Here is a 25,958-nt window from a genome sequence, read left to right on the forward strand (position 1 = left end):
TGGCCTGGTTTGCCTGTGGGCATATAGCATAACCTTATTCGATGGAGACGTTGCATGAACATTGATGGCTTGCCTGCCATAGTAACCGGCGGGGCCTCTGGTCTCGGCTTCGCAACTGCCAAGCTGCTGTCTGAACAGGGCGCCAAGGTTACCATTTTCGACCTCGACGAGAACGCCGGGGCCGCGATCGCCAAAACGATCGGCGGCCATTTCCTTCGTGTGAACGTGGCCGACGAGGCCAGCGTGAGCGACGCGTTCGAGAAAGCGCACGGCATACACGGCCCTGCGCGCATCCTGGTCAACTGCGCGGGGATCGCGCCTCCGGGAAAGACAGTCGGCAGAGACAACGTGCCTTTGTCGCTGGAGGCCTTTCGCAAGGTCATCGATGTCAACTTGTGCGGCACCTTCAATACCATCGCCAAATTCGCTGCTCGAGCCGCAGTTCTGGATGAGATCGACGGAGAGCGCGCCATCATGATCAATACTGCATCGGTCGCGGCTTTCGATGGCCAGATGGGGCAAGTGGCGTATTCCGCATCGAAGGCCGCTATAGCTGGCATGACGCTGCCGATTGCGCGTGACCTGGCGGCGCTCAAGATCCGGGTGATGACGATTGCTCCGGGGATCTTTCTGACCCCCATGATGGAAGGCCTTCCGCAGAACGTGCAGGATTCGCTTGGCTCTCAGGTACCGCATCCTTCTCGTCTGGGGCGTCCTGTTGAATATGCCATGCTGGTTGAGAGCATCGTACGCAATCCGATGTTGAACGGCGAAGTCATACGCCTTGACGGCGCCATTCGAATGGCACCGCGCTGAGGGGCATTATGCTCTCACGGTGCGTACGCCCATCGGCTCACGGGCGTGGTATCGAATGCGCGACGAGGCGTTGAACAAAGCCTAAAGGCTGGCCCTAACCTGGCAGTAAGACCTTCGCCAGATGTCCTACGTCATAGGTAGGCGCCAGCTTGATGAAGCGATCAAAGTAAGCGCGTCGCGGAGAAATGTTCTGGTCTCTGGATTTCCCATTAAGCACCGACGCATCCTTTCGGGCTTAGCAAATGAAAAGAGCGAGCGCTCATGGTCTCAATTGGAAGCGTGCAGATATCTGAGGTCAGGCCGCCCGTCCCCATGCCTGCAATCACAACAGATGGTGTGACGGTGTCTCCATCGCCTTGGCTACAATACTCCAATAAGCAGCGTATCGTGTTTCTTGGTACGTTGCTGTTGGTCGGCGCATCCAACAACATGGACCGCAATATCCTCGGTGTGCTGCTACCGCAGATAAAGCTCGAGTTTGATTTAAGCGACACGCAGTTGGGGCTGCTCAGCGGGATAGTGTTCGCGCTTTTCTATGCTACCCTAGGACTGCCACTGGCTAGATGGGCAGATCGCGGGCACCGGCCTCGCATTTTGGCGCTCTCCTTGACGGTCTGGAGCGGCATGACGATCCTGTGCGGGTTCGCGACGTCGTTCTGGCAACTTGTCCTGGCGAGGATCGGTGTTGGCGTGGGCGAAGCCGGTGCCTTACCCACGGCGCAGAGCCTGATCGCGGACTATTTCCCGCCTGAAAAGCGGTCAGGGGCCATGAGCGTGTTCGTCATGTCCGCGGCCTTTGGGTTTGCCGGCGGCCTCATTCTGGGAGGCTATATCGCCCAGCACTACGGATGGCGCAGCGCGTTCATCTGTGTCGGCGTATTCAGCATCCTGATCGGGCCGGTATGTCTGCTGACGCTGAAGGAGCCCCGCAGCATGCGCTCGCAACCAGTCGTTCAGGAGCCATTCTTCGAAGCGGCTAAGGCCCTTTTCGCGTCGGCGGCGTATCGCAACATCTTGTATTCGATCGTCATTCACTTTTTCATGGGATATGGCGCACTCGTCTTCATCGTCTCGCTTTTCACACGTCTTTATGGCCTCGACGTGCAAAGTGCCGGAGCAACCTTCGGCATCATCTCTGTCATCGGCACGATCATCGGCAACTTGCTGGGCGGCTTCATGGCCAACCGCCTCGCCCGAAAGAGCCTTACGAACGTTCCCAAAATGGCTGGCTGGGCGATGATCGCGTGTGTCCCTGTCTTCGAATTCGCGCTGTCCCGATCCACAATGCAGGACATGTATGTCCCCCTTGTGCTGGGTATCACGCTACAGAACGTGATGTCCGCGCCGATGTTTTCCTCGCTGTATCTCGTCTGTGAGCGCGAACGGAGCGCTACGGCCTTGGCCATAGCGCTGCTCTTTGCCAACTTAATCGGCCTGGGGCTTGGGCCGTTTCTCGCAGGTTTGATCAGTGACACCCTGACACCGTCGTATGGGCCAGCCGAAGCGCTACGCTCGTCCATCATGATCCTGTTCGTGGTGATGATCCTCGGTGGCATCTGCATGCTTCGTGCATCTCGTTATATCCAACGGGCACAGAACGGCGGCGTCTGACCATCGCGCGCCGCGGGAAGCGGTGTGGCAAGATAACGTTGTCGGGCATGGCTACCGCCCAACGGCATGCAGGAGACCTCAGATGCCCAACGAGCTTTCGAGAGAGCAGCAGGAGTTCAAGAAAGCCTACATTCGCTCGCGGGGATATTGGGCGGACTTCAACGATGGCCTCCTGCGCCACAATCCGCGCTGGCTGGCGGGCCACCTTGCCTATGCGGACGCGGTGCAGAGCGAGGGGCCGCTGGATGAGAGAACACGCGAGCTGATCTACATCGCCGTGGATGCCTCGACGACGCATCTGTATCAACAGGGACTGGAAATCCACTTCCGCAAAGCCTTCTCTGCCGGATGCTCCTGCGCCGATATCGTCGAGGTGCTGCTTATCGCAGCTCTCCAGGGACTGGACAGCGTGACTGCAGGCGTGGCTATACTGATTGAAGAGGCCAGCTCACTCGTCGCGGTGGATCAGGGGAGAGCGGACCCGCTCCTCGATCGATTTGCGGCTATCTTCGATGAACGTCCGGATTGGCTCGCCGTGGTTGCCTCCATGGCGCCTCGTTATGCTCAGGCGCTTGTCGAGCTGATGGAGCTGGCTGAGGGCGAAGCACGGCTCTCGTCGAAGGAACGAGCGCTCGTTCGTCTGGCGCTCGCTTCCTCCCCAACCCATTTGAATCGCGATGCGATGCGGGCTGAAATGCGCGCCGCATTGAAGCTCGGCGTCACTCCGACGGAAATCCTGGAGGTGTTCCAGCTTGTCGGGTTGCTGGGTCTTCACGCGTGCGTCGATAGCATACCGGCCGTGATCTCCGCCGCCACATCTGAGCAGGCAGGCGACGGTCGAGCGGAATGATCGAGCCAGAAATCCTTCGGTGTCGCGAAACCTTGGGAACAGCATGACAGAGAACACAAAAGTCCCTCACGGATATGAAGAGATCGGCAAATTCGCCAATTCTGGTTTCAGCCAGAAGATTGCGCCGATCTTCGTGAACCGTGCCGAAAGGCGCCTAGCCTTCGAAGTGAAAGAAGATCACTTGAACGCTCTTGGCGCCTGTCACGGTGGGGTCATGTCATTGTTCGCCGATCACCAACTGTGCACGATCGTCAGCTACGACGATCTTGGCAATCATGCCCCTACTATCAACCTCAGCGTCGACTATCTCGCGGCAGTACCCCTTGGTTCGTTTGTCGAGATGCAGGTGGCGTTGGAAAAGCGAACGAAAACGATGTATTTCACGCGGGCGCTGATGTCCGTCGCGGGGGAGCCGGTTGCGCGGTCTACAGCCATTTACAGGCATTACGAAGCGCGGCGCTAAACAGGAAACTGCATTGGCACTCGTCGCAAGGGGGCCGACCGCAGCTTGCATGATCAATGGATACACGGATGACAGAAGAAGATCTCTATCCCGACTTTGCCGCACTGGGTGTGCCTGCCACGCTGCATGAGCTTCACGGTGGAGGCGAGCTCGGCTTTCCATCAGGCACTACTGGCAGCACATACGAAAAACCTGTTCCTGCAAGACAAGAAGGCGCATTTCTGGCCCATTACGTTGCCGCATGACGTCGCGCGGACTTGAACAAAAATCGCCGACCTGCTCGATAGCGGCAAATTCTCGTTCGCGAAGTCAGACGACATGGAACGGCTTTTGCAGGTGCAGCCCGGCTCTGTCACGCCGCTGGCAACGCATCGCCGGATGACCTTACGATAGTGTTGCGCAGCAGATGCACGGCGCGCAGCAGATCGCCGTGCATCTGCTGCGCAACACTGCCACGATGGCCTTGCCCTTCGCTGCGCTGATCAAATGGCTCGCCGGCAAGGGCCATACTGCTCAGATCGTTGGCCTTCCTTGATTGCGTCCTTGAAATGGTCAGGTTTGAACGCCGCCACGAAGCTCCGTCTCCAGTGATCGCGCTGCACGGAACATGCAGAAACCGCCGACCAGCATCAGGCTGAATAGCAATAGGAGAGACATGCGCAGCCCCTCTCCGGTGCCATATTCCGGTGACAGCCGGTCGCTTATGTAGCCCGTGAATAGCGGCCCCAGTCCCAAGCCTATCAAATTTCCGAAGAACAGGACGATCGCCACCGCCGTCGCGCGCCTGTTGCTGCCGCACACCAAGAATAACGATGAGAACATCGGCGCGGACATGATGCTGAGCGCGATCATCGCGAAGAACAGCGGAACCCTCATGTCCCCAAGCGTCGACCTAGACAACGCGAACAGGAATAGCGGCACGGTAGCGATCATCGCCCAGGCTGCCGTGCGAGGCAGATTGGAGAGCCGCTTTCGGGCCAGGCGGTTCGCCAATTGCCCGCCGATCAGGTTTCCGATGATGGTCGATGCCATCGATATCGTTCCGAAGGTCGCGCCAGCCGTCTGTACGCTCACACCAAACAAGCGGGTCATGACCGATACGATGAACACCAAGGCGCCATAGGCCATGAAGAAATAGACGCAGATCGCGTAGAGGATGTTACGGTACGCTTTGGACCTGAACAACGCGGCAGCAGCGATCAGGAACGGCTCCGTGTCTACCGTGGTGACACGTCCCTTACGGGGCTCGGCCAGCAATGTCATGCATGCCGGACCCAGTAGCAGGCCGATCGCCCCGACAACCAGGAACGCGGTTCGCCAACCATAAGCGTCGGCGATGTAGCCTCCCAATATTAGGCCGCCCGCGTAACCCATCGTCGATGACATCATGAAGATCGCCATCGCTCCCGCGCGTTTGTCGGGCCTAAAATAGTCAGCGATAAGGCTCTGCGCCGCCGGAAAGGCGCCTGCTTCGCCGGCTCCCACGCCGATCCGGGCGATCACAAGTTGCCAGAAGGATTGGGCGAGGCCGCAGGCCACCGTCATCAAGCTCCACGCCATCAGCGAGAACGAGACAATGCGAACACGATTTCCGCGATCGGCCAAGCGAGCCAGCGGTAAACCAAGCGTCGCATAGAAAAAGGCAAACACGACACCGCTCAGGAAACCGAGCTTGGTATCGCTCAGACTGAACTCGGCCTTTATTTGCGGCAGCAGCACTCCCAGGATGTTGCGATCGATGTTGTTCGATGCGCCGACCAGGAAGAGGATCAACAGGAATATGACCCGCTGCCTTGCGCTATACAGCAGCCAGGGTTCGTGCAGCATGTCCTTGGAGGCAACCTGCGAGGGGTCGACCTGGGACTGGCCCGGCAAGCCGGCCTCAGTCATGGTTCGTGAACCGAAGCATCGATGATCCTCGATAATGTGCTGCTAAACGCCCGATCATGGGGCAGGGGCCACCACACCTTGGTTGCGGTGGCCCCTATTGTCAGAACGTCCTTGAGACAGCAGCGCCGAACGTGCGCGGCTGGATGAACGAGTAGGCGTTAGGCGGGAAGCTTCCCGGACCACCGCCGAGGCGGCCGTGCACATCCCCGACGTTACGCACGAACACGCTCAGCGCCCATGATTCTCCGGTAAGTCCCGCACGCAGGTCGACTTTGTCGAACCCGGGATAGAACGCGCGGGCCGCTGAGCCGATGAAGGTGCCCTGGCGATCGTCAGTGCGGCCGTAGGTTACGCCAATATTGGCATTCAGCGTATCCGAAAGAGTAAAGCTCTTGTCGGCAGAGAAATTGGCGGTCAACCGCGCATTGAAGGGCAGGTTGGCGCCCGCCGGGGCAAACGTCGCCGCGTTCACCACGCCTTCGGTCACCACTGCCTTGTTGTAATTGAGCCAACCGCTGAAAGTGAAGCCGCTGCCTGGATGAAGTGCTGCGGAAAACTCGATTCCCTTGCTCGTCGCGCGTCCGGCGTTGGCTGTGTAGGCTAGTCCGTTGCTCGGCGTGACAAGTGTGATCTGGATATCCTTCCAGTCGATGTAATATGCCGACAAATCATAGGACAGCATGCCAGACAGGATGCTGCCTTTGGCGCCAATCTCGTAGTTGGTCGTCCGGTCGGCGTTGGCAGCGCCCGGTGCGGCGGAGTTGAAAGAGTTCGAGCGCCCTGGGCGATATCCGGTCGCCAGTCGGCCATACACCATGAGATCACGGTTCACCTTGAATTGTGGCGTTACAAGGTACGTGAAGACGTTCGCTTTCTGGACGATCTCCGGCAGAACCAGCCCATTCGGAAGAAGCGCGCCTCCCTCCGTCACGGATTCGAAGTTCGACTTGATCCAGCTATAACGCCCGCCGAACTGGATGCTCACCCGATCGGAGAGGTGCAGGGTTGGATCGACGAATAAGGCGAACTCGCGGTTCTTGTAGGGAATATCGAAGGTGATGATATCTCCGACGATGGCACCTGTCGTCGTATCTTGGGCCGATATCTTCTGAAAGATCGGCGTGTTCTCGCGTGAGTAGAACGCTCCCACCAGCCAGTCGACCATCTCACCCGTCTTGAACGACGCACGCACTTCCTGGGTGAACCGCTTTACGCTCGCGTTGAAACTGGACGCTGACCCATTAACGCCAAACAGCGCGCTCGCTCGCGCACCCCATGGTGGGTTTTGTGAGTAATCCTGAACGTTGAAGACATTGTAGTCGGCGTATCCTGTGACCGACGTAATATCGACGCCACCAAGATCAACATTGATGGTCGCGCTTATGGCCTTGACGGTCTTGCCCGACTGGCCGGTATTCAAGATATAATTCTGTTCATAGTCGGATAAGCCGGTTCCGATCACCTCTTCGGCCGATCCCTTGGCGCGGGTCCGCTGGTAAAGCCCCGCCAGTTTGATCGAGAGATTATCGAGCGGGCGCCACAAGGCGGAAAGGCGTGCGCCGGTGACCCGGTTGACGTTGACGTCCTCCTCGCCCGTCACCGGATTGTCGACATAGCCGGGATCTTCGCGGTTGAAGGCGCTCACTCGCACCGCGAGCGTATCAGACAGAGGCAGGTTCACGACGCCCCTGAGCGCGTAACCCGGATTACTGCCGTGGCTTACACCATTGATACCCGCTTCTACCCGGCCGCTTAGTTCCTTTGTCGACGGATCCACCGTCACATATTTGATGAGGCCGCCCATGCTGCTTGCACCGTAGAGTGTGCCCTGTGGGCCACGTAGGACCTCGATCCGCGACAAGTCCGAGGGATCCACTTCAGGTGAGAAGTCGTATGTCACCGCGCCGAATGGAACCTCGTCGATCATGATCCCGACAGTGGGGTTCGCGTAGGCACCGGACGAGACGCCACGAATTGTCAGGGACTGCTGGTTGCCGCCGCCCGGTGATGGCGACACCTGGAATCCTGGTACCGTATCAAAATAGTCGCGGAGGCGGGTTTGGCCGGATGTGGCGAGCGCAGTTGTGTTCAGGACGGAAACCGCAGCCGGCACATCCTGCAGGCGCTCTTCGCGTTTTTGCGCAGTTACGATGATCTCGCCCTGTGTATCGGCGCTACTATTTGCGTTGGCTGACACCGAATCAGGAGCAGAGCTATCGACTGACTGTGCGTGAGCGAGCGAAGTCCAACATAGCGAAAGTAAGCATGTCGATAGAAGAAATGCGCTACGGGCATTCTTCGACAAAGCAGGAAGTTTCTGCATGATGATCCCCTCTCTGATATTCTAAATTGGAAGCAGGTATTTTCCTGCCTTCCCCACAAGCGGAATTATGCAGCGGAGTTTATATCACGATTGAATGTAAACGACATTGTTTTGCAGAAAAATGCCCACGCGGTGGCGATGTATTCAAGATCGGGACTTATTAATTGGCCGGGTGGATTGCCCCTGCGGCCGAACAGCGAAAGAATGGCCGCATGATCCGCCCCCAATCCCGCTATATCGGCACATCGCTTGAAACAGGAACCCTGACATGACGCGATCCCCCGTGCATGAGGCCCTCGTTCCGGGCAATGTCGCCGTCATTACCGGCGGAGCGAGCGACATCGGCCTTGCCGCGGCCGCGCGATTCAAAGGCTATGGTATGCGGGTCTGCATCGCAGACCGGGCAGGACTGGACGAGGCCGCGGAAGCGCTCGGCGGCGATTTCCTCGCAGTGGAGACTGACGTGTCCGACCGCGCTTCGGTGGAGGCGCTCGACGCGCGCGTCGAGGCGGACTCGGTCCTGTCGCGATGCTGATGAACATGCGGGCAGGGGTGGGGGCGGCGTTGCGCTCTCCAATCCCCGCAGGTGGGACAGCGTGCTTAGTGTCAATCTGATGGGGCCGATCCATGGAGTGCAGGCGTTCGTCCCCGCCATGGTGGCGGCCGGCGGTCCCGGTCTGGTCATCAACACAGGGTCAAAACAGAGCATTACCCAGCCGCCCGGCGATAACCGCCTATAATGTCAGCAAGGACAGCACGTGCGACCTGGTGGCGCGAGCCGATGTCGGTGTTAGTGTTGGTGTTGGCGAACGGAGCGTTGACGTTTGCTGTTTCATTCTAAGTGCTTGGATCGAACCCATCGGTTCTGTTCTGGCGCCACTCACCTTTTCACAGGTGACTGAAAGTCGAAAACAGTCTGGAGAAATCGAGGCTTTTTCCTTTTCTGCCATTTTTAAAATGTCATCCGTATGGCCCAGTCCGGAAATCTTGAGTGTTTCCCGGTGTTCTCAAAAGGCGTTCGACTGTAGTGTTAGAGAACCCTATGAATAGTCAGCTCATACATGCGCCTGTCAGCGCAATCGTATGGCAAGGTAGTATGATGCGTTCAACTGGTAAAGCTGACCGTATCGATCAATTCTTGCGATGTTGTCCCTAATGACATCGGACTTTTGATCGTGGGTAGGGCTGCGACATCGAACAGTTCGATGATGTCACCCTCAAGCCTGAACGATTCTACCACTTGCCCAGTCGAAAGATCGACGATGACGACACCGCACCACGCGTCCAATCCTCGTGCTTGAAGCTCATTTTCCAAGGCGAGACCGGTGAACGTTCCGTATCGCGGCTTGGACAGGGTTACCAACGCGAAGCCATCTTGGATTTCCAGCCCACGCATGAAGCCGGGCACGAACGCCAGATTCTTGCGAGACCCATCGGTGGGATCGACTTCGACGATGTAGCCCCGGCCAGAGTCCAGCAGAACTACCTTGTCTCCCATAACTCTGGGGGAGTGCGGCATCGAGAAACCTTCGGCAACGATGCTTCCGGTTTTTACATCTATAAGCAGTCCGCCGTCCGCGCGATGCTCGCGCCATTTGCCCGGTTCGTCCGTCCGCGCGATGCTTGTCACATAAGCGGGCTCTCCGTCGTGCATCGCCAATCCATTCAGATGGCATCGGTCACCCTGAGCAAGCTCGGATATGAAAGAGGGTTTCCATAAAGCACGGAAGCTATGGACGGGATCGAGAGTGGCCAAGCACGAAAAACTTGTGTTGGCGAAGATCACCTGCCCCTGGGCATCGATCGCGATTTCATGAACATCCAGATCACCAGTGGTGTGCGCATTGCGCGGGACGAACACGGCATCGAACCTGTCATTGCCCACTTGCCCGGGCAAAAGTATGTTCTCCAACCGCCAAATCTGGAATTTGCTTGCCAGGTAGAGGCGGCCGTCATGCCAGCAGAGGCCCATCGCCTGAGAGTAGTTTTGCTGGTTCAGGGATATGCCGCCATCCGGCATCAACCCAACCAGAAACAGTTGGCCGGTCTGGTATGATGTAAAGCCGAATGAAACGCGGTGTTGCATCAGCCAGTTGGGAAGCCCCGGCGATACGATGAACTCGAGGGTCGGGGGCGTGGCCCGGGCATCTTCAGCAGGGGCCACGCAGGTATTCCTTGAGAGCTATGGATGGGATTGCGCAAGCTATGCGCAATCCCGGTATTTATCAAAAGCGAACGCGCAGACCGGCGCGGCCGCCAGCGCCTTCGATGTCGGAACGGTTCGCGCTGTTATCGCTGAAGGACTTGATATAGGTCCCTTCGATAAAGCCGCTCACCCCACCGACCTGGGCGATTTCAACACCCAGCTTCGCTTCGCCGTAATCTCCCACGCGGTTGTTGACATACGTGAGAGCCTGCCCGCCACTCAAGAACGTGACGCTGTCACGTCCCTTGAATTCGTGGACGTAGTTGCCACCGGCGTAGATCGACGCTTTGGCGCCGAACAGGTCGATCTGCGTTCCAAGACGAGCGCCTGCACGGCCGCGAAGGCCATCGGCATCGTTGAAATCGACCGCGACACCCTGCGATGCAAAGCTGTCAAAGTCCGATTTCACATAGGAAATGCTGACTGCAGGTTCGACGAAGAAGGCGTCGTTGCCAAACCGCAGCCCGGCCTCGACCCGACCGCCGTACGCATCACCCTTCGACTTGTCACGGAAGCCGGCTGCGCCGCCGCCACGCGCATCTGCCCAGTAGTAATCATACTTGCCCAAGGCGTTGATGAAAACATTGCCGGTGGTGAAGCTGCCGTAGACGCCAGCGTTCACGACATCGAAGTTGACCCGATCGGCTGAACCGTCGAATTGCATCGAAGACGAGATGTAGCCGCCTGTCACACCGAAGGCGAAGCCACCGCGCTCACCGCTGCCGCCGCCGATATCAAGGCCAATCTGGCCGCCGAAGTAGTCCTGCCGATAGCCGGTGTTGACCGCGCGGGTCACACCGAACGCGGTGTAATTGCCGCCATTGCCCCGATCTTCGTAGGAGCCATGCATCTGGACCCAAATCTTGCCGGAGGTTTCGCCTTCGCCCTGTGCCCACAGCTGATCGCGCCGTGCCTGCAATTGCGAGGTGACGACGTCAGCCGATTTGAGCCAGAGGCTGCGGATACCCTCGACATAATTGAGAGTACGATAAGCCGTATCGCTAGGGCCGCCGACAAGACCAAAGGAGGCGGTAGCCGGATTGTAGACGATGTCGTAACGGACGAGGCCCGCGTCCAGCCCGCCACCGGCGCCACCAAGATTGAAGGCGGTTGCCGATGATCCGGCCCCCGTCTGAACCAGGACAGTTCCAGGGTTAAACGCGGTTTCCGTTCCGGTCTGGCGTAGCACGATGGTGGTGCTACCCGTTGCGGCCCCGCCAACGATTAGCCGGTCCGAAGCACCCGTACCTAGATTGGCGTCCAAACCAAGCTGGGATGCTCCCGATCCGGTGAACGCCCCTGGGACGGTCAGCGTATCGCCGGTGATCCCGTTGCGTAGATCGACAAGGCCGGAGTTATTGAACTGCTCAAGCCCGGTCATCGTTACGGCACCGGCGGTCGTCAGTCCGCTGGCCAGCGCGACAGTACCGGTGTTGTTGAAGACGTCAGCACCAGCACCAAAATCGGGGTTGGTGGAGACGACGAAGCGACCGCTGTTGTTCACCGTGTCATTACCGCCAGTAAGCAGAATATCGCTGCTCAAGGTGCCGCTGTTGTTGATAGTCGCCGGGCCGCCCGTCACGACGACGGTATAGCCGTTCGCCGCCGATCCCAGCACGCCCGCGTTATTGATCGTGGTGCCGTTCAGGGAATCGACATTGATCAGGCTTCCATTGGCCGACGTGATCGTGCCGGTGGAGGCGACGTTGACGGTCGCGTTGTCGCCTGCCGTGATAAATACGGCATCAGCGCCGGTTCCGGTGGTTGAAACTGCCCCGCGAATGGTGGCTGAAGCGTCACCGGTCGCGGTCACGTTGACGGCCTGCGAAGTTGCTCCCGTCGAGGTGACGTTGTTGACGTCCGCGCTGGCGTTGCCATCGGTGGCGATGACCTGAACGGCATTGGCAGGGCCGCCGTACAGAGCCTGCCCGGCCATGGCAGCCGTACCGGTCACGACGACACGGGCGTTGGCGCCTTCTGCATAGATCGCGCTGCGGCTAGTTGCGGTGTCGGCCGCATCAGCTGCAACGGTCGATACGTTGTTGGCCGAAACAGCTACGTCGCCGGTTGACGACGCGGCGTAGATGCCGAACCCGCCGCGACCGGTCGAGGCCACATTGCCGGTGGTGGTAACGTTCACCGCACCGGTGTCGGAATAACCGTAGATGGCGGAAGACGAGGTGCCGGTCGCCGTGACGCCACCACCGGAGATGTTGACGTCGCCGCCAGTTGATCCTGCGATCACGCCAGTGGAAAACAGGTTTGAGGTCGAAACCTGGCTGAAGCCCACCGTGCTGCCGCCCTCGCCCGAAATCGCCTGGATTCCGGTGGCGTTGAAGCCGGTGGTGGCTACATTGGTGGCCGTCACTGCAGCAGCGCCGTTACGGGCGGTAGCATAGATGCCCTGCGCGCCATCTCCGCTGGTGTTGACGGCGCCGGTCGTCGTGACCGCCACATTGCCGGTATCGCTGTTCGCCGCAACGCCGATCGCATTGCTGCCGGTGGTGGTTACGGCCCCGGTAGACACAACCACGTCGCCTGCGGATGCGCTGGCGTTGACGCCGCGGGCGCCAAGTCCGGCAGTGCTGATAGCGCCGGACGTTACTGAGACGTCGCCGGTGCCTGCTGCAGTAGCGGTGATGCCGGTCGAATTGGGGAGGAAGAAGAAGCTGCTGCCGTCCACACCGGTGGTGGTGACGTTGCCTGTTGCAACTGTGACGTCGCCATCGACGCCTCCTATTGCGCGAACCCCGCCCGCCAGCGAACCGGAGGTGGAAACATTGCCGATCGTCACCGACACCGGTCCGCTCGCGCTAAACGCATCTACTGCGTTAGCATTCGCACCGCTCGTCGTTACGTTGCCAGCACCGGTAATCGTGACGCCTTCATCGCCTTGAGCATAGAGCCCGAAGCTGTCATCACCCGTGGTGGAAACCGCACCATTTACATTGACCATGGCCATGCCACCGGTCGCAGAGACGTTGACGGCGTCGCTGCCTGCTCCGGTTGACGTCACATTGTTGACGTTTGCGCTGGCATTGCCGTTCGTGGCGATCACCTGCACGGCATTTGCAGGGCCGCCGTAGAGTGCCTGACCAGCCATGGCAGCCGTGCCGGTCACGACCACGCTGGCGTTTGCGCCCTCGGCATAGATCGCGCTGCGGCTGGTGGCCGTGTCAGCAGCGTCGGCTGAAACGGTCGATACGTTGTTCGCCGAAACCGCTACGTCACCGGTTGACGACGCGGCGTAGATGCCAAAGCCGCCTCGGCCTGTGGAAGCCACATTGCCTGTAGTGGTTACGTTAACCGCACCCGTATCCGAATACCCGTAGATGGCCGAAGAAGAGGTGCCGGCCGCCGTCACGTCACCACCAGTGATCGTGACATTACCGCCGGTCGATCCAGCGATAACACCGCTCGCGAACGTGCCAGAAGTGGATACTTGATCGAAGTCCACATTGCTTCCGCCGGCACCCGAGATTGCCTGGATGCCGGTAGCGTTGAAGCCTGATGTGGCTACGGTAGTGGCATTCACCGTAGCGCTGCCATTGCGTGCAGTCGCATAGATGCCCTGTGCACCATCGCCTGCAGTGTTGACTGCGCCAGTGGTCGTGACCGTGACGTTGCCGGTATCGCTGTTGGCGGCCAACGCAATGGCATTGCTGCCAGTGGTGGTCACCGGACCGGAAGCGACGACGACGTCACCGGCCGACGCAGAGGCATTAATCCCGCGAGCGCCCAGACCAGTGGTATTGATTGCGCCGGATGTTACCGAGACATCGCCCATGCCAGCCGCCGTGGCGGTAATCCCGGTCGAATTGGGAAGGAAGAAGAAGCTGCTGCCGTCTACACCAGTGGTAGTGACGTTGCCGGTCACTACCGTGACATTGCCGTCAACGCCGCCGATTGCGCGGACGCCGCCGGACAGCGATCCGGACGTGGAAACGTTGCCGATCGTCGCCGAAACCGGACCCCCGAGGCTGGTCAATTCGACTGCGTTCGCATTTGCACCCGAAGTCGTCACCGTAGCAGTGCCGCCATTAAGAGCGATGGCATTGGCGCCCGATGCGCTGATGAAGACGCCGCGAACACCGTCGCCAGTCGTGGCGATCGAAACGTCGTTTTCCAGCCCTACGGTAACCGCATCAGCTTGCAACGGATAAGAAATGCCTGAAGTGTATGTACCTGCCGAAGTACAGAGAACAGTACTACCGCCGGCGGTAGGAACTCCACACTCGTTATCCGCAAATGCTGGGGTTGAAATCCCCACCAGCCCCATCGCTATGGGCGCAAGTGCCGTGCCTAACTTTAGACGAGCACCAACTGACGCAAAAGCGCCACTTCGCGAAGCAGATAATTTCATGCAGGATCCCCTGAGCGAAACCATGATGTCCCAATTAAGGTTCTGTTGCGCGGTTCCGCCGACGCTCAGCACCACTCGCCCGATTCTTTCGGAGTAGCGATAGCTATACAACTGAGACGCATTTTTGATCCCAAGGTGTCAAAAAAAATGAATTATTTGTCGCAATATTATAGCGCGTTACATAACGCCTCAGCTAATACCGGTTTATAAAGACCCCGCTGAAGCGAGTTGGCTGCCGTTTATATCCACGTTAGAGCCGGATGGCTTTGAAAGGTCTGTGCGGCCTTAGATGGTAAACTATTTGAATCGCAGTCATGGCGTGGTGTCAAATAACGCGACATTCTGCGCTTCTGTCGAATTGCAGTCTACCACTGCGCGGCAAATGGCTTGCGATCGCAAGCGACCCGAGGAGGCATGGGGTTACTAATTGCGGGACGTAGCGACGGCTCAACGGCTTCCCTCCTCCTATCAGCTCCAACTGGGAAAAATCGATCGAACTCGCCATGGAGGTTGGCCAAGTCATGACCGTAGACTCGTCCGGCGAGGACTTGATGTCATGCCTATATCTGGTCCGTGATACGATGCGGGGCTGAATTCGACTGAAGGCGGTGCGCAGTCATTTTCCTGTCGCCGACATCTGTCAGTAGTAGCCCCGGCCTTTGTGATAGGCGCAACCTCTCTCTCCAGCACGTAGCATGATCAAAAATAAGGAGAAGAGGATGCTTGATCTGCTTATCAAGGGCGGCCAAGTCGCCGATGGGACCGGTCGCCCGGTGTTTCGGGGCGACATTGGGGTGTCCGGCGGAAAGATTGTCGAGATCGGTGCCGTTTCTACCCCCGCGCGTCGCACCATCGACGCCGAAGGACTGCTGGTCACGCCAGGCTGGGTCGATATCCATACGCATTACGACGGGCAGGCGACCTGGGATCCGTTGCTGGACCCGTCGTTCAGCTCCGGCGTGACCACGGCGCTGCTTGGCAACTGCGGGGTCGGTTTCGCTCCCGTGGCGCGCGGCGATGAAGGCAAACTCATCGACCTGATGGACGGGGTTGAAGAAATCCCCGGTGGCGCACTTCACGCAGGGTTGGAGTGGAACTGGTCGAGCTTTCCCGAATATCTCGACGTTCTGGATTCGCGCCCTCGCAGCTTTGATCTAGGCGCATATTTGCCGCACGGTCCGCTGCGACTGTTCGTGCTGGGAGACAAAGTCGGCACCGAGCAAGCGGCTAATCCAAAGGAGATCGCAACGATGGCCCGGCTGGTTGAGGAAGCCATGGCAGCAGGCGCCTTCGGGGTGTCGAGCTCACGCACGGCAGTTCATCGTACCGTCCACGGAGACATGACTCCCGATTTTGGCGCGGATCGGAGCGAGCTGCTGGCATTGGCAGAACCGGTCGCCAGACACGGCGGGGTCATGGAGTTTGCGCCAGCCGGAGTCGTCGGTGAAGATCCGTCCGCTATTCGCCAGGAGATGGCGATGTTTGATGAGATCGTCCGCGAGACTGGCGTCGATGTGCACATGCTGCTGTTACAGCCCAATCTTGATCCGGATTATTGGTCCCAACAACTGGAATGGGCCGCCCGCATCAATGCAGACGGGCGTTCGTGCGCGTTCGGGCAGGTGAGCGGCCGAAGCATTGGCGCCTTGCTCAGCTTTTATGGCACCCACCCTTTCATGGAACGGGCCAGCTTCCTCGCGATCAAGAAGGGCCTGCCGCGTGACCAGTGGCTGAATGCGTTGGCCGATCCTGCCGTGAAGGCGCGCATTCTGGCGGAGACCGATCCCGAAGGCAGCTTTGGCTCCTTCCTCAATCAGCATTGGGGGCGCTGTTACGATCTGGGCGATGAAGCGAACTACGAGCCTGACGAGAGCGTCAACGTCCTGCGTCTTGCCGAGGAAAAGGGGCAGACGCCGCAGTCCTACACGTACGACATGATGCTCAAGACCAGCCGCCACCCTCGCCTGTTGCTGGCCATCAACAACTACGTCGATGGAGGACTCGAGCGGATCCGACCGATGCTGGAGCACTCCGCTGCAGTCCTGGGTGCTTCGGATGCGGGCGCCCATGTGATGACCATCTGTGATGGGTCGATGAACAGCTTCATGCTCACGCATTGGGCGCGGGATCGCACGCGTGGGCCAACACTGCCGGTGGAGCAAGTTGTAAAGATGATGTCGCACGACACGGCTCGGGCCGTGGGTATTACCGATCGCGGCACCTTGGAAAAAGGGATGCGGGCCGACATCAACATCATTGATTTCGATAATCTCAGGCTCGGCAAGCCCACGATCGTCGATGATCTGCCGGAAGGTGCGAGCAGACTCCTGCAGGATGTGAGCGGATACCGGCTGACCATGGTCAATGGGGTCATCACGCGCGAGCATGATGAGGCGACGGGGCTGATGCCCGGCAGGCTTTTGCGCCACGAAGCCAAAAGGGCGGCGTAGCCAACCTAACGGGCGAATATCGGAAGCGGGGTCCAGCCAGCCAATGACGTCTGGATCATCCGCTTCTGGTTCCGTCATCCAAATTGTTGAGCGAGTTCGGATATCTTCTTCGCGAGGCGCACATCACGCTCCGACAAACCGTCTGCGTCGTGGGTCGTCAGCAGAATGGAGACGCTGCCATAAACATTTGACCATTCGGGGTGATGATCGGCCTTCTCCGCTTCCAGTGCCACGGCGGTCATGAACGCAAAGGCGGTCACGAAGTCGCGGAATTTGAAACTGCGGATCAGAGCATCGCGTGTCGGCTCGTGGCTCCATTCGGGCAAGTCGGCAATTGACGCGGATCGCTCAGCCTCGGTCAGTCGCTTCATCGCGTGGCCTCCACAACTTGATCAATTGCGCCGAATAACAGATGACCCGCATCGCCTTCCATCCAGATCCGGACTTTGTCTCCAGCGCGGAGGAAGGGCGTCTTAGGCGCACCGCTCTGGATCGTTTCGACCATCCGCACTTCCGCGATGCAGCTATAGCCCATGCCGCCATCGGCGACCGGGCGCCCCGGACCACCGCTTTCATCGCGATTGGAGACCGTGCCTGATCCGATGATCGTGCCCGCCCCCAACGAACGGGTCTTCGCGAGATGGGCGATGAGCGTTCCAAAGTCGAACGTCATATCCGTGGCAGCGTCGGCCCTGCCGAAAGGGCCGTTGTTCAGATCGACATGGAGGGTTCCGGACAGCTTGCCGTCCTTCCACCGATCGCCAAGCGCATCTGGCGTGACGAAAACCGGCGACAAGGCACTGGCAGGCTTGGACTGATAAAAGCCGAAGCCCTTGGCCAGTTCACCGGGAATGAGATTTCGCAGCGAGACATCGTTCACCAGCCCTACCAGTCGGATCAGGTCACGGGCCGCTTCGGGGGTTACGCCTTGGGGCACGTCGTCGGTGACCACGACTACTTCTGCCTCCATGTCGCATCCCCAGGCTTCATCCGCGAGAGGGATCGCATCGTTGGGGCCAAGGAACTTGTCGGATCCACCCTGATAGACCAGCGGGTCGTGCCAGAAGCTTTCCGGCAGCTCGGCTCCGCGCGCGCGCCGGACGAGTTCCACGTGGTTTACGTAAGCAGACCCGTCGGCCCACTGATAAGCGCGGGGCAACGGTGCGGAGAGCGAGCGAACGTCCAACCGTTCGGCACCGTCGCCAATGCTTTTGCCTAATGCGCGGAGTTTCGGTTCCGCCGCCGACCAGTCGTCCAGCGCGGCCTGCAGGGTGGGGGCGATGTGGCTGGCATCGACGTACGAACCAAGATCGTCAGACACCACGATCAGGCGACCATCACGGCCATGCTTCAGGCTTGCGAGCTTCATGCGGCGGAATCCTCAGACGCGGCGTTCAGCGCACCACGACGCAACTGGTCGCGTTCTATGCTTTGGAAAAGGGCGGTGAAATTGCCTTCGCCAAAGCCTTCATCTTTCTTGCGCTGGATGAACTCGAAGAAGACCGGGCCAATCGCGGTCTGGCCGAAAATCTGGAGCAGCAGGCGAGGATCCCCATCTTCAGTGGATCCATCGAGCAGAATGCCACGCCCCTGCAACTCGGCAACCGGCTCGCCATGACCGGGAAGCCGCTCGTCCAGCATCTCGTAATATGTGGGAGGTGGTGGTGCCATGAGCGGCGTTCCGAGTGCCTTTAATTTGTCCCATGCCGCGATCAGATCATCACAAAGCAAGGCAATATGCTGGATGCCCTCACCGTTGTAAGCACGCAGAAACTCCTCGATCTGGCCGCCCCCCGCTTTCCCTTCTTCATTCAATGGAATGCGGATCTTGCCGTCGGGGGCAGTCATCGCCTTGCTGGTGAGGCCGGTATACTCGCCCTTGATGTCGAAATACCGGATCTCACGAAAGCCGAATACGCGCTCATAGAAGCTGGCCCAGTGCGCCATGCGACCGCCATAGACGTTGTGCGTGAGGTGATCGATGATCTTGAAGCCGGCCCCCTCGGGATGCCGGTCGACACCCGGTTCATATATGAAATCGATGTCGTAGATCGAGAGGCCGCCGTCTTCATCCTCGTATCGATCGATAAGATAGATGATTGAGCCGCCAATGCCTCGCACAGCAGGAAGCCGCAGTTCCATGGGACCCGTCGTCACCTCGACCGGTTCCGCCCCACGTTCGATGGCAAGGGCATAGGCTTTTGCGGCATCCTTGACGCGCCAGCCCATGCCGCACGCTGAGGCGCCATGTTCGGCCGCGAAATAAGCGGCAGGGCTGCGCTGCTCGTAATTCGCAATGAGGTTGATGCCGCCCTGACGCCAAAGCTGAACGTCTTTCGAGCGGTGACGAGCGATCATGGTGAAGCCCATCGCGGTGAATACCGGTTCCAAAAGGCCCTTTTCCGGCGCGCTGAATTCCACAAATTCAAAGCCGTCAAGGCCGATGGGGTTTTCGAAAACGCTCATGTCCATTCCTTATTTATGTTCGGCGGCAGGCCACGGCATCCGCGACAGGCATCAGGTTCCTGCGGACTTCACGCGATTGGAGTAGATCTGAGTACCGGCGTGATAAACGTGATCGGTCGGGATCAGCATACCCACGTCGATCGGCTCTTCATCACGAAGATTCTCGTAGATGGGCGTAAGATCAGCGTCTCGCGTTTGCCGAAGAAGATCGTCAAAGCTGTCGATCACGAAGTAGTCTTGTTGATAATCGTCGATCCGATATTGGGTGCGCATTACCCGTTCGATGTCGAAACCGATCCGGTTGGGGGAGGGGTCATCGATGGCGAATACGCTCTCACCATAAGACGAGACGATTCCGGCGCCGTAAAGCTTGAGATCGCCCCCTTGATTGATGAGACCGAACTCGACTGTATACCAGTACAGGCGCGCCAGCGCTTCGATCATGCCTATCTTCGCGGCCCTCAGGCCACCTTCGCCATAGGCCTGCATATAGTCCGCGAATATCGGGTTCGCGAGCAGCGGCACATGACCGAAAACGTCGTGAAAGATGTCGGGCTCCTGCAGATAGTCGAGCTGCTCGGGCGTACGAATAAATCGACCCGCCACGAAGCGTCGATTGGCAAGATGATCGAAGAACACTTCATCGGGAACCAGTCCGGGCACCGCGACGACCTGCCAGCCGGTGGCGCGCGACAAACGTTCATTGAGTTCGTTAAAGTCCGGTATGCCCGGTTTCGACATGCGAAGGACATCGAGCCCGTCCATGAAAGCGGGAACGACCCGGTCCGGTAACATGTCGGACTGCCGGGCAAAAAGCCGGTCCCACACAGCGTGTTCTTCAGCCGTATAAGACCACCATTCCTGGGGAATGGTCCAGTCGGCGGCCGCTCCGGGCGGTAACTGGTTGGTATTGGCCATGAGGCTATTGTAACGCCGGCTTGTGGGATATCGTTTCAATAACGACCGACGGTTCAGCGATGTTGATGAGATCACATTAATATGCGAGATTTCGTGATGAGATCATTTCATGAAAGGATGCCGATGTCTCGTAGGACCTGTCTTGATGGATCGACCCCACCAGCGACTCAGGGCGACGCGCTGGGCTTGTCATGAGATTGACCCTGCATGGATATTGGCGTTCGTCAGCATCATATCGCACTCGCATCGCGTTGAATCTTAAGGGGGTTGAGCACGCGCAGGTATCGCACGATCTGCGTAAGGGTGAGCAGGCTAGCAGTGTTTTCCGGGAATTCGCTCCCTTGGGATTGGTACCGGCGCTAGTGATCGATGGGCAGCCGCTCACTCAAAGTCTGGCGATCTTAGAATGGCTGGACGAGCGGCTTCCATCACCGGCCCTGTTGCCTGGCAACACGATGCACCGCGCCATCGTTCGTTCGATGTGTTCGATCATCGCATGTGACGTTCATCCGCTCAATAACCTGAGGGTCCTCAAGGCTCTGCGAGAGGATTTCAACGCGTCAGAAGAAATGGTGCAGTCGTGGATGTCAGGCTGGATTCGTGATGGTTTCGCTGCGCTGGAAGCAATGATCAGCCAGCATGGGAGCGGTTATTGTTTTGGCAACTCGCCGACGATTGCGGACTGCTGCCTCGTCCCGCAGGTCTACAACGCTCGCCGATTTGATGTGGACCTTTCGGATTTCCCGGAAATCGCTGCGGTTGACGCACGATGCGCGAAGAACGAGGCCTTTGCGCGGGCAGCGCCCGAAAACCAGCCTGACGCAGATGGACCATCGGCATGACCGCTATCCGATCATTGGACGCAATTGACCGAAAGCTGCTCCACCAGCTTCAACGCGATGCGTCGATCAGCCATGCCGAACTTGCCGAACGTGTGGGAGCGTCAACGGCATCCTGTTGGCGCCGCATACGCGCCCTGGAAGCTGACGGAGTGCTCGGCAAGCAAGTCAGGCTTGTGGATGCGAAGCAAATTGGCCGCGGCGTGAACGTAATCTGCCACATAAAGATCAAGAATCACCTTGCCGACACGACGGAGGCTTTCGAGCGTTTCATCGAATCTCGGGAAGAGATCATTGAATGCTATTCGATATCCGGGGACTGGGATTATCTCCTGCGCATTCTCGTCTCAGATGTGGAAGATTATAACCGCTTCCTTATGCGCACGGTCCTTCGCCACCCATCGGTTGCGACTGGTTCGTCCCATTTTGCGTTAACTCAGGTCAAATACACTACTGCGGTCCCGGTATAAGGATAAGGGCATCGCGGACGTGAGGATGAGCGTAATCAAGCTGAGTATCCTCGGCTCTTCGCTTCGCGATGCGTTCGGAGTATGGGCGCGGGATGCAGACTTCTGGCGATTCACTGTGCGTAGCGGCGCTTTATCGATTTACCCGGTTTGATGATTGCGCGGAATTGCGCGTGCCGCTTGAGCAGGTTTGTCGAGAGCAAGGGGTCCGGGGCACTCTGTTGCTGGCGCACGAGGGCATTAACGGCACGATCGCGGGAACCAATGATGGCATCGCCAAAGTTCTCGACCATATCCGCACGCTTCCCGATTGCGCCGATCTCGATGTAAAGCTGTCGAGCGCGGCGGTGATGCCGTTTCACCGCATGAAGGTGCGCGTCAAGCAGGAGATCGTGACGATGGGCCAGCCCAGTGTCGATCCGCTGGCGGTGGTGGGCACATACGTCGCGCCTCAGGATTGGAACGCCTTGATCGCTGACCCCGAAACCATCGTTATCGATACCCGCAACGACTACGAAGTGGCGGTGGGAACCTTCGAGCGGGCGATAGACCCGAAGACCGCAACCTTTAGGGACTTTCCAGCTTGGTTCCGCGCTGAGCGAGAGCGGCTGCTGGGTGAAGGCAAAGCACCCAAGGTCGCCATGTTTTGCACCGGGGGAATACGCTGTGAAAAGTCCACCGCGTTCCTGAAGCAGGAAGGTGTCGAGGATGTCTATCACCTAAAGGGAGGCATCCTGAAGTATCTGGAAACCGTGCCGGAGGAAGAGAGCCTGTGGCGCGGGGAATGCTTCGTGTTCGATCAGCGCGTGACGATTGGTCATGGACTGGTACCTGGAACGCACTCACTCTGCCATGCCTGCCGACGACCTGTGAACGCGCACGACCGTGCCTCCTCTCTGTATGAGGAGGGCGTCAGTTGCCCGGCATGTCATTCCGAACGCACGGACGAGCAGCGCGCTTCTTACCGGGAGCGCCACAAGCAGGAAGCATTGGCAGCCGCGCGAGGCGTGTCGCATGTTGGCGCGGTGCGCGAGCCACGTGAGGATGACGGTCTTGGCTGAGCCGATCCTCTACAGCTTTCGGCGATGCCCCTACGCCATGCGTGCCCGTTTGGCGGTGGCGATCAGCGGGACGCGGTGCGAACTTCGGGAAGTGAAGCTTTCGGCCAAACCCGATGCCATGCTGGCGGCATCGCCGAAAGGAACCGTTCCAGTGTTGGTGCTGTCAGACGGCACGGTTATCGACCAGAGCATCGACATCATGCGCTTCGTCCTGTCGGGTCATGACCCGGAAGGCTGGCTGTCGCGGGACGATCGCGATCTGATCGCCGCCAATGACGGTGCGTTCAAACACGACCTCGACCGCTACAAGTATCCCCATCGGCACGGCAGCGACCCTTCCGTGCATCGGCAGAACGGTATCGATTTCCTTCGCGATCTCGAGGCGCGGCTGGTTTCCAGCGGCCAGCTCTCCGGTAACTCCAGAGGTCTAACGGACGCGGCCATCATGCCGTTTGTGAGGCAGTTCGCCTCGGTCGAGCCGGACTGGTTCGCCTCTCAACCACTGCCTAACCTGCATGCGTGGCTGTCGGACCATCTGACGTCGGACCTTTTTGCCGCCATCATGATTCGCCCGGCGCCATGGACGCCGGGCGCTCCGCCGATCTTTTTCGGCGCCGACAATTCGGTTCAGGGACGCCCGATCGAGGAATAGGCGAACCCGGCTGCACGCATTTCGTCTGGTTTGTAGATGTTGCGCAGGTCCACGAGCACCGGTGCGTTGGCGATCGCCTTGACCCGGTCGAGATCGAGCGCCCGGAAGGCATCCCATTCCGTTACGATAACTACCGCGTCGGAACCCGTGATCGCGGCGTAGGGGTCGCCCACCATCTCGACGTCAGGCATCAGCGGTCTGGCCTGCTCCATACCTTCGGGATCGAACGCGACTACGTCCACGCCGGCATCGGTCAGCGTCTGCGCGATGGCAATCGCAGGCGAATCGCGCATGTCGTCCGTATTGGGCTTGAAGGTCAGTCCCAGCATGGCAACCCGCTTGCCGCGCGCGGTGTCTGCCCCGCGCAGCGCCTCGATCACCTTGCGGCCCATGGCGCGCTTGCGGGTGTCGTTCACTTTGGCGACCGCTTCGACAATGCGCAGCGGGGCATCGTGATCTTCGGCCGTCTTGAGAAGGGCGAGCGTGTCCTTGGGGAAACAGGAGCCGCCATAGCCCGGACCGGCGTGAAGGAACTTCTTGCCGATACGCCCATCAAGACCGATGCCGCGGGCCACGTCCTGCACGTTGCCGCCCACCTTTTCGCAAAGATCCGCGATCTCGTTGATGAAAGTGATCTTCGTCGCGAGGAAGGCGTTCGCGGCGTACTTGATCATCTCGGCCGAGCGGCGCGAGGTGAAGAGGAGCGGCGATTCGTTGAGGAACAGCGGGCGATAGATGGCCCGCATGATGTCTCGGCCAAAATCGTCTTCCGCGCCAATGACGATCCGGTCCGGGCGCTTGAAATCGCCGATGGCCGCGCCCTCGCGCAGAAATTCCGGGTTGGAAACGACGGCAAAGCGATGCGGCGTCCCGCTGTCCGCGAGGATACGCTCCACCTCATCTCCGGTTCCTACGGGAACAGTGGACTTGGTAACGATGACTGCGTCGTTGGTCAGGCTGTCACCCACTTCGCGCGCGACGGCGTGGACGAACGACAGGTCCGCATGCCCGTCACCCCGCCGCGATGGTGTGCCCACTGCGATGAAGATAGCACTGGCCCCGCGAATGCCTTCGGCAAGGTTGGTGGTGAAGGAAAGGCGTCCCGAACGCACGTTGCCTGCGACAAGGGCATCCAGTCCCGGTTCGTAGATCGGCATCACGCCATCATGAAGGCGGTCGATCTTCGACTGGTCCTTGTCGATGCAGACGACGTCATGGCCGAAATCGGCAAAGCAGGCGCCGGACACAAGGCCGACATAGCCCGAACCCACCATTGCAATCTTCATGTAAACCTCATCGGGTCGAAATCAGGGTCGGCCTTTAGAGCCTGGGTCCCGGAAGGGAAAGCGCAGGATGCCGTCAAAGTCCGGTATAGCTTCGGAACCATTCGGCAAAGCGCGGCACGCCAACCTCGATCGGGGTGCTGGGTCTGTATCCGATGTCGCGGGTAAGGGCGGCAATGTCTGCGTAGGTAGCGTGTACGTCACCCGGCTGCATCGGCATCAGATTGCGCACCGCGTTGCGGCCAAGCGCCTCTTCCAGCACGTCGATCAGGCGTAGCAGGTGTTCGGATTTATTGTTGCCGATGTTGTACAACGCATGCGGCTTGATGCTGCCTCCGGCTTTTTCGGCCCCGTCGTCGGCAGGCGGGCGATCCAGGCAAGCGAGGACGCCGCCGACGATATCGTCGATGTACGTGAAGTCACGATGCATCTCGCCATTGTTATACACGTCGATCGGTCGCTCGGTCAGGATGCGTTCCGCAAACTTCCACATCGCCATGTCAGGCCGGCCCCAAGGCCCGTAAACGGTGAAAAACCGGAGGCCTGTCAACGGAATACGGAAAAGATGGGCGTAGGTTTCGCTCATCAGTTCATCTGCCTTTTTGGTGGCAGCGTAAAGTGAGACAGGGTGATCGCAGCGGTCTTCAACCGCGAACGGCAGCTTGGTATTTCCGCCATAGACTGAGCTGGAGCTGGCGTAGACCATATGGGAGACTTGCCTTGAACGCGCCAATTCGAGGACGTTGACATGGCCAGCGAGGTTTGAGGCGACATAAGCCCCGGGGTTCTCCAGCGAATAGCGAACCCCCGCCTGTGCGCCGAGATGGACGATGCGATCAAACTGCAAAGGTTCCAGCGCGCGGTTCAAGGCATCTGCGTCGGAAAAATCGAGACGATGGAAATCGAACATATCACCGCGCGCGGTAAGGCGGGCAAGCCGCGCTTCTTTCAGCGACACAGGATAGTAGTCATTCAGATTGTCGATCCCGACAACGGATGTACCGCGCGCCATGAGCGCTTCCGCCACGGCGGCGCCGATGAAACCTGCGGCGCCTGTCACCAAAACTGTCGATTTGCTCATGCCGTCGTCCCTGCCGCCTTTGGGTGTCACGCCCGTTACGGGCTTTGATCTAGCGTGAAAAGGTGGACCGGATACTAACTCGGGCGGGAGTGCCGGTTTGCGGAGCGGGGACAGGAGAGAGGGACACGTCCCTCTTGTCCCCGCTCCGCGTTCCTTCCAGCAGCAAGCTATCGGAAGGAACGGTCACCTCGGTCTGATCCGTACAGAGAGCCCTGAAGC

The 25,958-nt window shown here is 59.1% G+C and carries 24 protein-coding genes; 14 read left to right on the forward strand and 10 right to left on the reverse strand.

Annotated elements, in window-relative coordinates; all coding sequences use genetic code 11:
• Window positions 1-54: 54 nt before the first annotated feature.
• From ACZ1JM_RS15755 to ACZ1JM_RS15785, 7 genes are all read left to right on the forward strand, one after another.
• Complete coding sequence (locus ACZ1JM_RS15755; RefSeq protein WP_465133302.1) at window positions 55-816, forward strand: SDR family NAD(P)-dependent oxidoreductase; 762 nt, start codon at window positions 55-57, stop codon at window positions 814-816.
• A gap of 312 nt (window positions 817-1,128) precedes the next feature.
• Window positions 1,129-2,427: a spinster family MFS transporter gene (locus tag ACZ1JM_RS15760; RefSeq protein ID WP_465133303.1), complete on the forward strand. Its 1,299-nt coding sequence runs from the start codon at window positions 1,129-1,131 to the stop codon at window positions 2,425-2,427.
• An 82-nt stretch (window positions 2,428-2,509) separates the two neighbouring features.
• Window positions 2,510-3,277, forward strand: coding sequence for a carboxymuconolactone decarboxylase family protein (locus tag ACZ1JM_RS15765; protein ID WP_465133304.1), 768 nt, complete (start codon window positions 2,510-2,512; stop codon window positions 3,275-3,277).
• 43 nt (window positions 3,278-3,320) lie between these two features.
• Window positions 3,321-3,740, forward strand: coding sequence for a PaaI family thioesterase (locus ACZ1JM_RS15770; RefSeq protein ID WP_465133305.1), 420 nt, complete (start codon window positions 3,321-3,323; stop codon window positions 3,738-3,740).
• Window positions 3,741-3,808: 68 nt separating this feature from the next.
• Window positions 3,809-3,985, forward strand: a complete 177-nt coding sequence (locus ACZ1JM_RS15775) for a hypothetical protein (protein ID WP_465133306.1) — start codon at window positions 3,809-3,811, stop codon at window positions 3,983-3,985.
• Between the two features lie 73 nt (window positions 3,986-4,058).
• Window positions 4,059-4,133, forward strand: a complete 75-nt coding sequence (locus ACZ1JM_RS15780; RefSeq protein WP_465135099.1) for a hypothetical protein — start codon at window positions 4,059-4,061, stop codon at window positions 4,131-4,133.
• A gap of 13 nt (window positions 4,134-4,146) precedes the next feature.
• Window positions 4,147-4,275, forward strand: coding sequence for a hypothetical protein (locus ACZ1JM_RS15785; RefSeq protein WP_465133307.1), 129 nt, complete (start codon window positions 4,147-4,149; stop codon window positions 4,273-4,275).
• A gap of 17 nt (window positions 4,276-4,292) precedes the next feature.
• Here the strand turns inward: ACZ1JM_RS15785 and ACZ1JM_RS15790 are convergent, their stop codons facing one another.
• Entirely contained in the window at window positions 4,293-5,630 is a 1,338-nt protein-coding gene (locus tag ACZ1JM_RS15790; RefSeq protein ID WP_465133308.1) for a spinster family MFS transporter, read from the reverse strand.
• Window positions 5,631-5,730: 100 nt separating this feature from the next.
• Window positions 5,731-7,953, reverse strand: coding sequence for a TonB-dependent receptor (locus ACZ1JM_RS15795; protein ID WP_465133309.1), 2,223 nt, complete (start codon window positions 7,951-7,953; stop codon window positions 5,731-5,733).
• Window positions 7,954-8,221: 268 nt separating this feature from the next.
• Between ACZ1JM_RS15795 and ACZ1JM_RS15800 the strand changes: the two genes are divergently transcribed.
• A complete protein-coding gene (locus ACZ1JM_RS15800) occupies window positions 8,222-8,488 on the forward strand; it encodes an SDR family NAD(P)-dependent oxidoreductase (protein WP_465133310.1) in 267 nt (88 codons plus the stop codon).
• A gap of 79 nt (window positions 8,489-8,567) precedes the next feature.
• Entirely contained in the window at window positions 8,568-8,693 is a 126-nt protein-coding gene (locus ACZ1JM_RS15805) for a hypothetical protein (RefSeq protein ID WP_465135100.1), read from the forward strand.
• Between the two features lie 365 nt (window positions 8,694-9,058).
• Here ACZ1JM_RS15805 and ACZ1JM_RS15810 read toward each other — a convergent pair whose 3' ends face one another.
• Both ACZ1JM_RS15810 and ACZ1JM_RS15815 read right to left on the reverse strand, forming a co-directional pair.
• Window positions 9,059-10,117: a TIGR03032 family protein gene (locus tag ACZ1JM_RS15810; RefSeq protein ID WP_465133311.1), complete on the reverse strand. Its 1,059-nt coding sequence runs from the start codon at window positions 10,115-10,117 to the stop codon at window positions 9,059-9,061.
• 61 nt (window positions 10,118-10,178) lie between these two features.
• Window positions 10,179-14,315 carry an autotransporter outer membrane beta-barrel domain-containing protein gene (locus tag ACZ1JM_RS15815; RefSeq protein ID WP_465133312.1) on the reverse strand — a complete coding sequence of 1,379 codons (4,137 nt, stop codon included), beginning with the start codon at window positions 14,313-14,315 and terminating at the stop codon, window positions 10,179-10,181.
• A 926-nt stretch (window positions 14,316-15,241) separates the two neighbouring features.
• On the opposite strand from ACZ1JM_RS15815, the gene ACZ1JM_RS15820 reads away from it, so the two are divergent.
• A complete protein-coding gene (locus ACZ1JM_RS15820) occupies window positions 15,242-16,972 on the forward strand; it encodes an N-acyl-D-amino-acid deacylase family protein (protein ID WP_465133313.1) in 1,731 nt (576 codons plus the stop codon).
• 74 nt (window positions 16,973-17,046) lie between these two features.
• Here ACZ1JM_RS15820 and ACZ1JM_RS15825 read toward each other — a convergent pair whose 3' ends face one another.
• Genes ACZ1JM_RS15825 through phhA form a run of 4 tightly spaced genes read right to left on the reverse strand, consistent with a single transcriptional unit; the run spans window position 17,047 to window position 20,356 of the window.
• Window positions 17,047-17,343 carry a 4a-hydroxytetrahydrobiopterin dehydratase gene (locus ACZ1JM_RS15825; protein WP_465133314.1) on the reverse strand — a complete coding sequence of 99 codons (297 nt, stop codon included), beginning with the start codon at window positions 17,341-17,343 and terminating at the stop codon, window positions 17,047-17,049.
• Window positions 17,340-18,341, reverse strand: coding sequence for a fumarylacetoacetate hydrolase family protein (locus tag ACZ1JM_RS15830; RefSeq protein ID WP_465133315.1), 1,002 nt, complete (start codon window positions 18,339-18,341; stop codon window positions 17,340-17,342). The genes ACZ1JM_RS15825 and ACZ1JM_RS15830 overlap by 4 nt, the downstream gene beginning before the upstream one ends.
• Window positions 18,338-19,438: a 4-hydroxyphenylpyruvate dioxygenase gene (gene hppD / locus ACZ1JM_RS15835; protein ID WP_465133316.1), complete on the reverse strand. Its 1,101-nt coding sequence runs from the start codon at window positions 19,436-19,438 to the stop codon at window positions 18,338-18,340. The genes ACZ1JM_RS15830 and hppD overlap by 4 nt, the downstream gene beginning before the upstream one ends.
• A 51-nt stretch (window positions 19,439-19,489) precedes the next feature.
• A complete protein-coding gene (gene phhA / locus ACZ1JM_RS15840) occupies window positions 19,490-20,356 on the reverse strand; it encodes a phenylalanine 4-monooxygenase (RefSeq protein WP_465133317.1) in 867 nt (288 codons plus the stop codon).
• Window positions 20,357-20,547: 191 nt separating this feature from the next.
• On the opposite strand from phhA, the gene maiA reads away from it, so the two are divergent.
• From maiA to ACZ1JM_RS15860, 4 genes are all read left to right on the forward strand, one after another.
• On the forward strand, window positions 20,548-21,198 hold the full coding sequence (gene maiA, locus ACZ1JM_RS15845) for a maleylacetoacetate isomerase (protein WP_465133318.1): 651 nt from the start codon (window positions 20,548-20,550) through the stop codon (window positions 21,196-21,198).
• Entirely contained in the window at window positions 21,195-21,665 is a 471-nt protein-coding gene (locus tag ACZ1JM_RS15850) for an Lrp/AsnC family transcriptional regulator (RefSeq protein WP_465133319.1), read from the forward strand. The genes maiA and ACZ1JM_RS15850 overlap by 4 nt, the downstream gene beginning before the upstream one ends.
• Before the next feature lie 68 nt (window positions 21,666-21,733).
• Window positions 21,734-22,723 (forward strand): oxygen-dependent tRNA uridine(34) hydroxylase TrhO, encoded by a 990-nt coding sequence (trhO, locus tag ACZ1JM_RS15855; RefSeq protein ID WP_465133320.1) that lies wholly within the window; start codon window positions 21,734-21,736, stop codon window positions 22,721-22,723.
• Window positions 22,707-23,375, forward strand: coding sequence for a glutathione S-transferase (locus tag ACZ1JM_RS15860; protein WP_465133321.1), 669 nt, complete (start codon window positions 22,707-22,709; stop codon window positions 23,373-23,375). The genes trhO and ACZ1JM_RS15860 overlap by 17 nt, the downstream gene beginning before the upstream one ends.
• Here ACZ1JM_RS15860 and ACZ1JM_RS15865 read toward each other — a convergent pair.
• Complete coding sequence (locus tag ACZ1JM_RS15865) at window positions 23,351-24,661, reverse strand: UDP-glucose dehydrogenase family protein (RefSeq protein ID WP_465133322.1); 1,311 nt, start codon at window positions 24,659-24,661, stop codon at window positions 23,351-23,353. The genes ACZ1JM_RS15860 and ACZ1JM_RS15865 overlap by 25 nt on opposite strands.
• A gap of 73 nt (window positions 24,662-24,734) precedes the next feature.
• Window positions 24,735-25,739, reverse strand: coding sequence for an SDR family NAD(P)-dependent oxidoreductase (locus ACZ1JM_RS15870; RefSeq protein WP_465133323.1), 1,005 nt, complete (start codon window positions 25,737-25,739; stop codon window positions 24,735-24,737).
• Window positions 25,740-25,958: the final 219 nt, after the last annotated feature.

The sequence above is a fragment of the Novosphingobium sp. BL-S-24 genome (assembly GCF_055521575.1).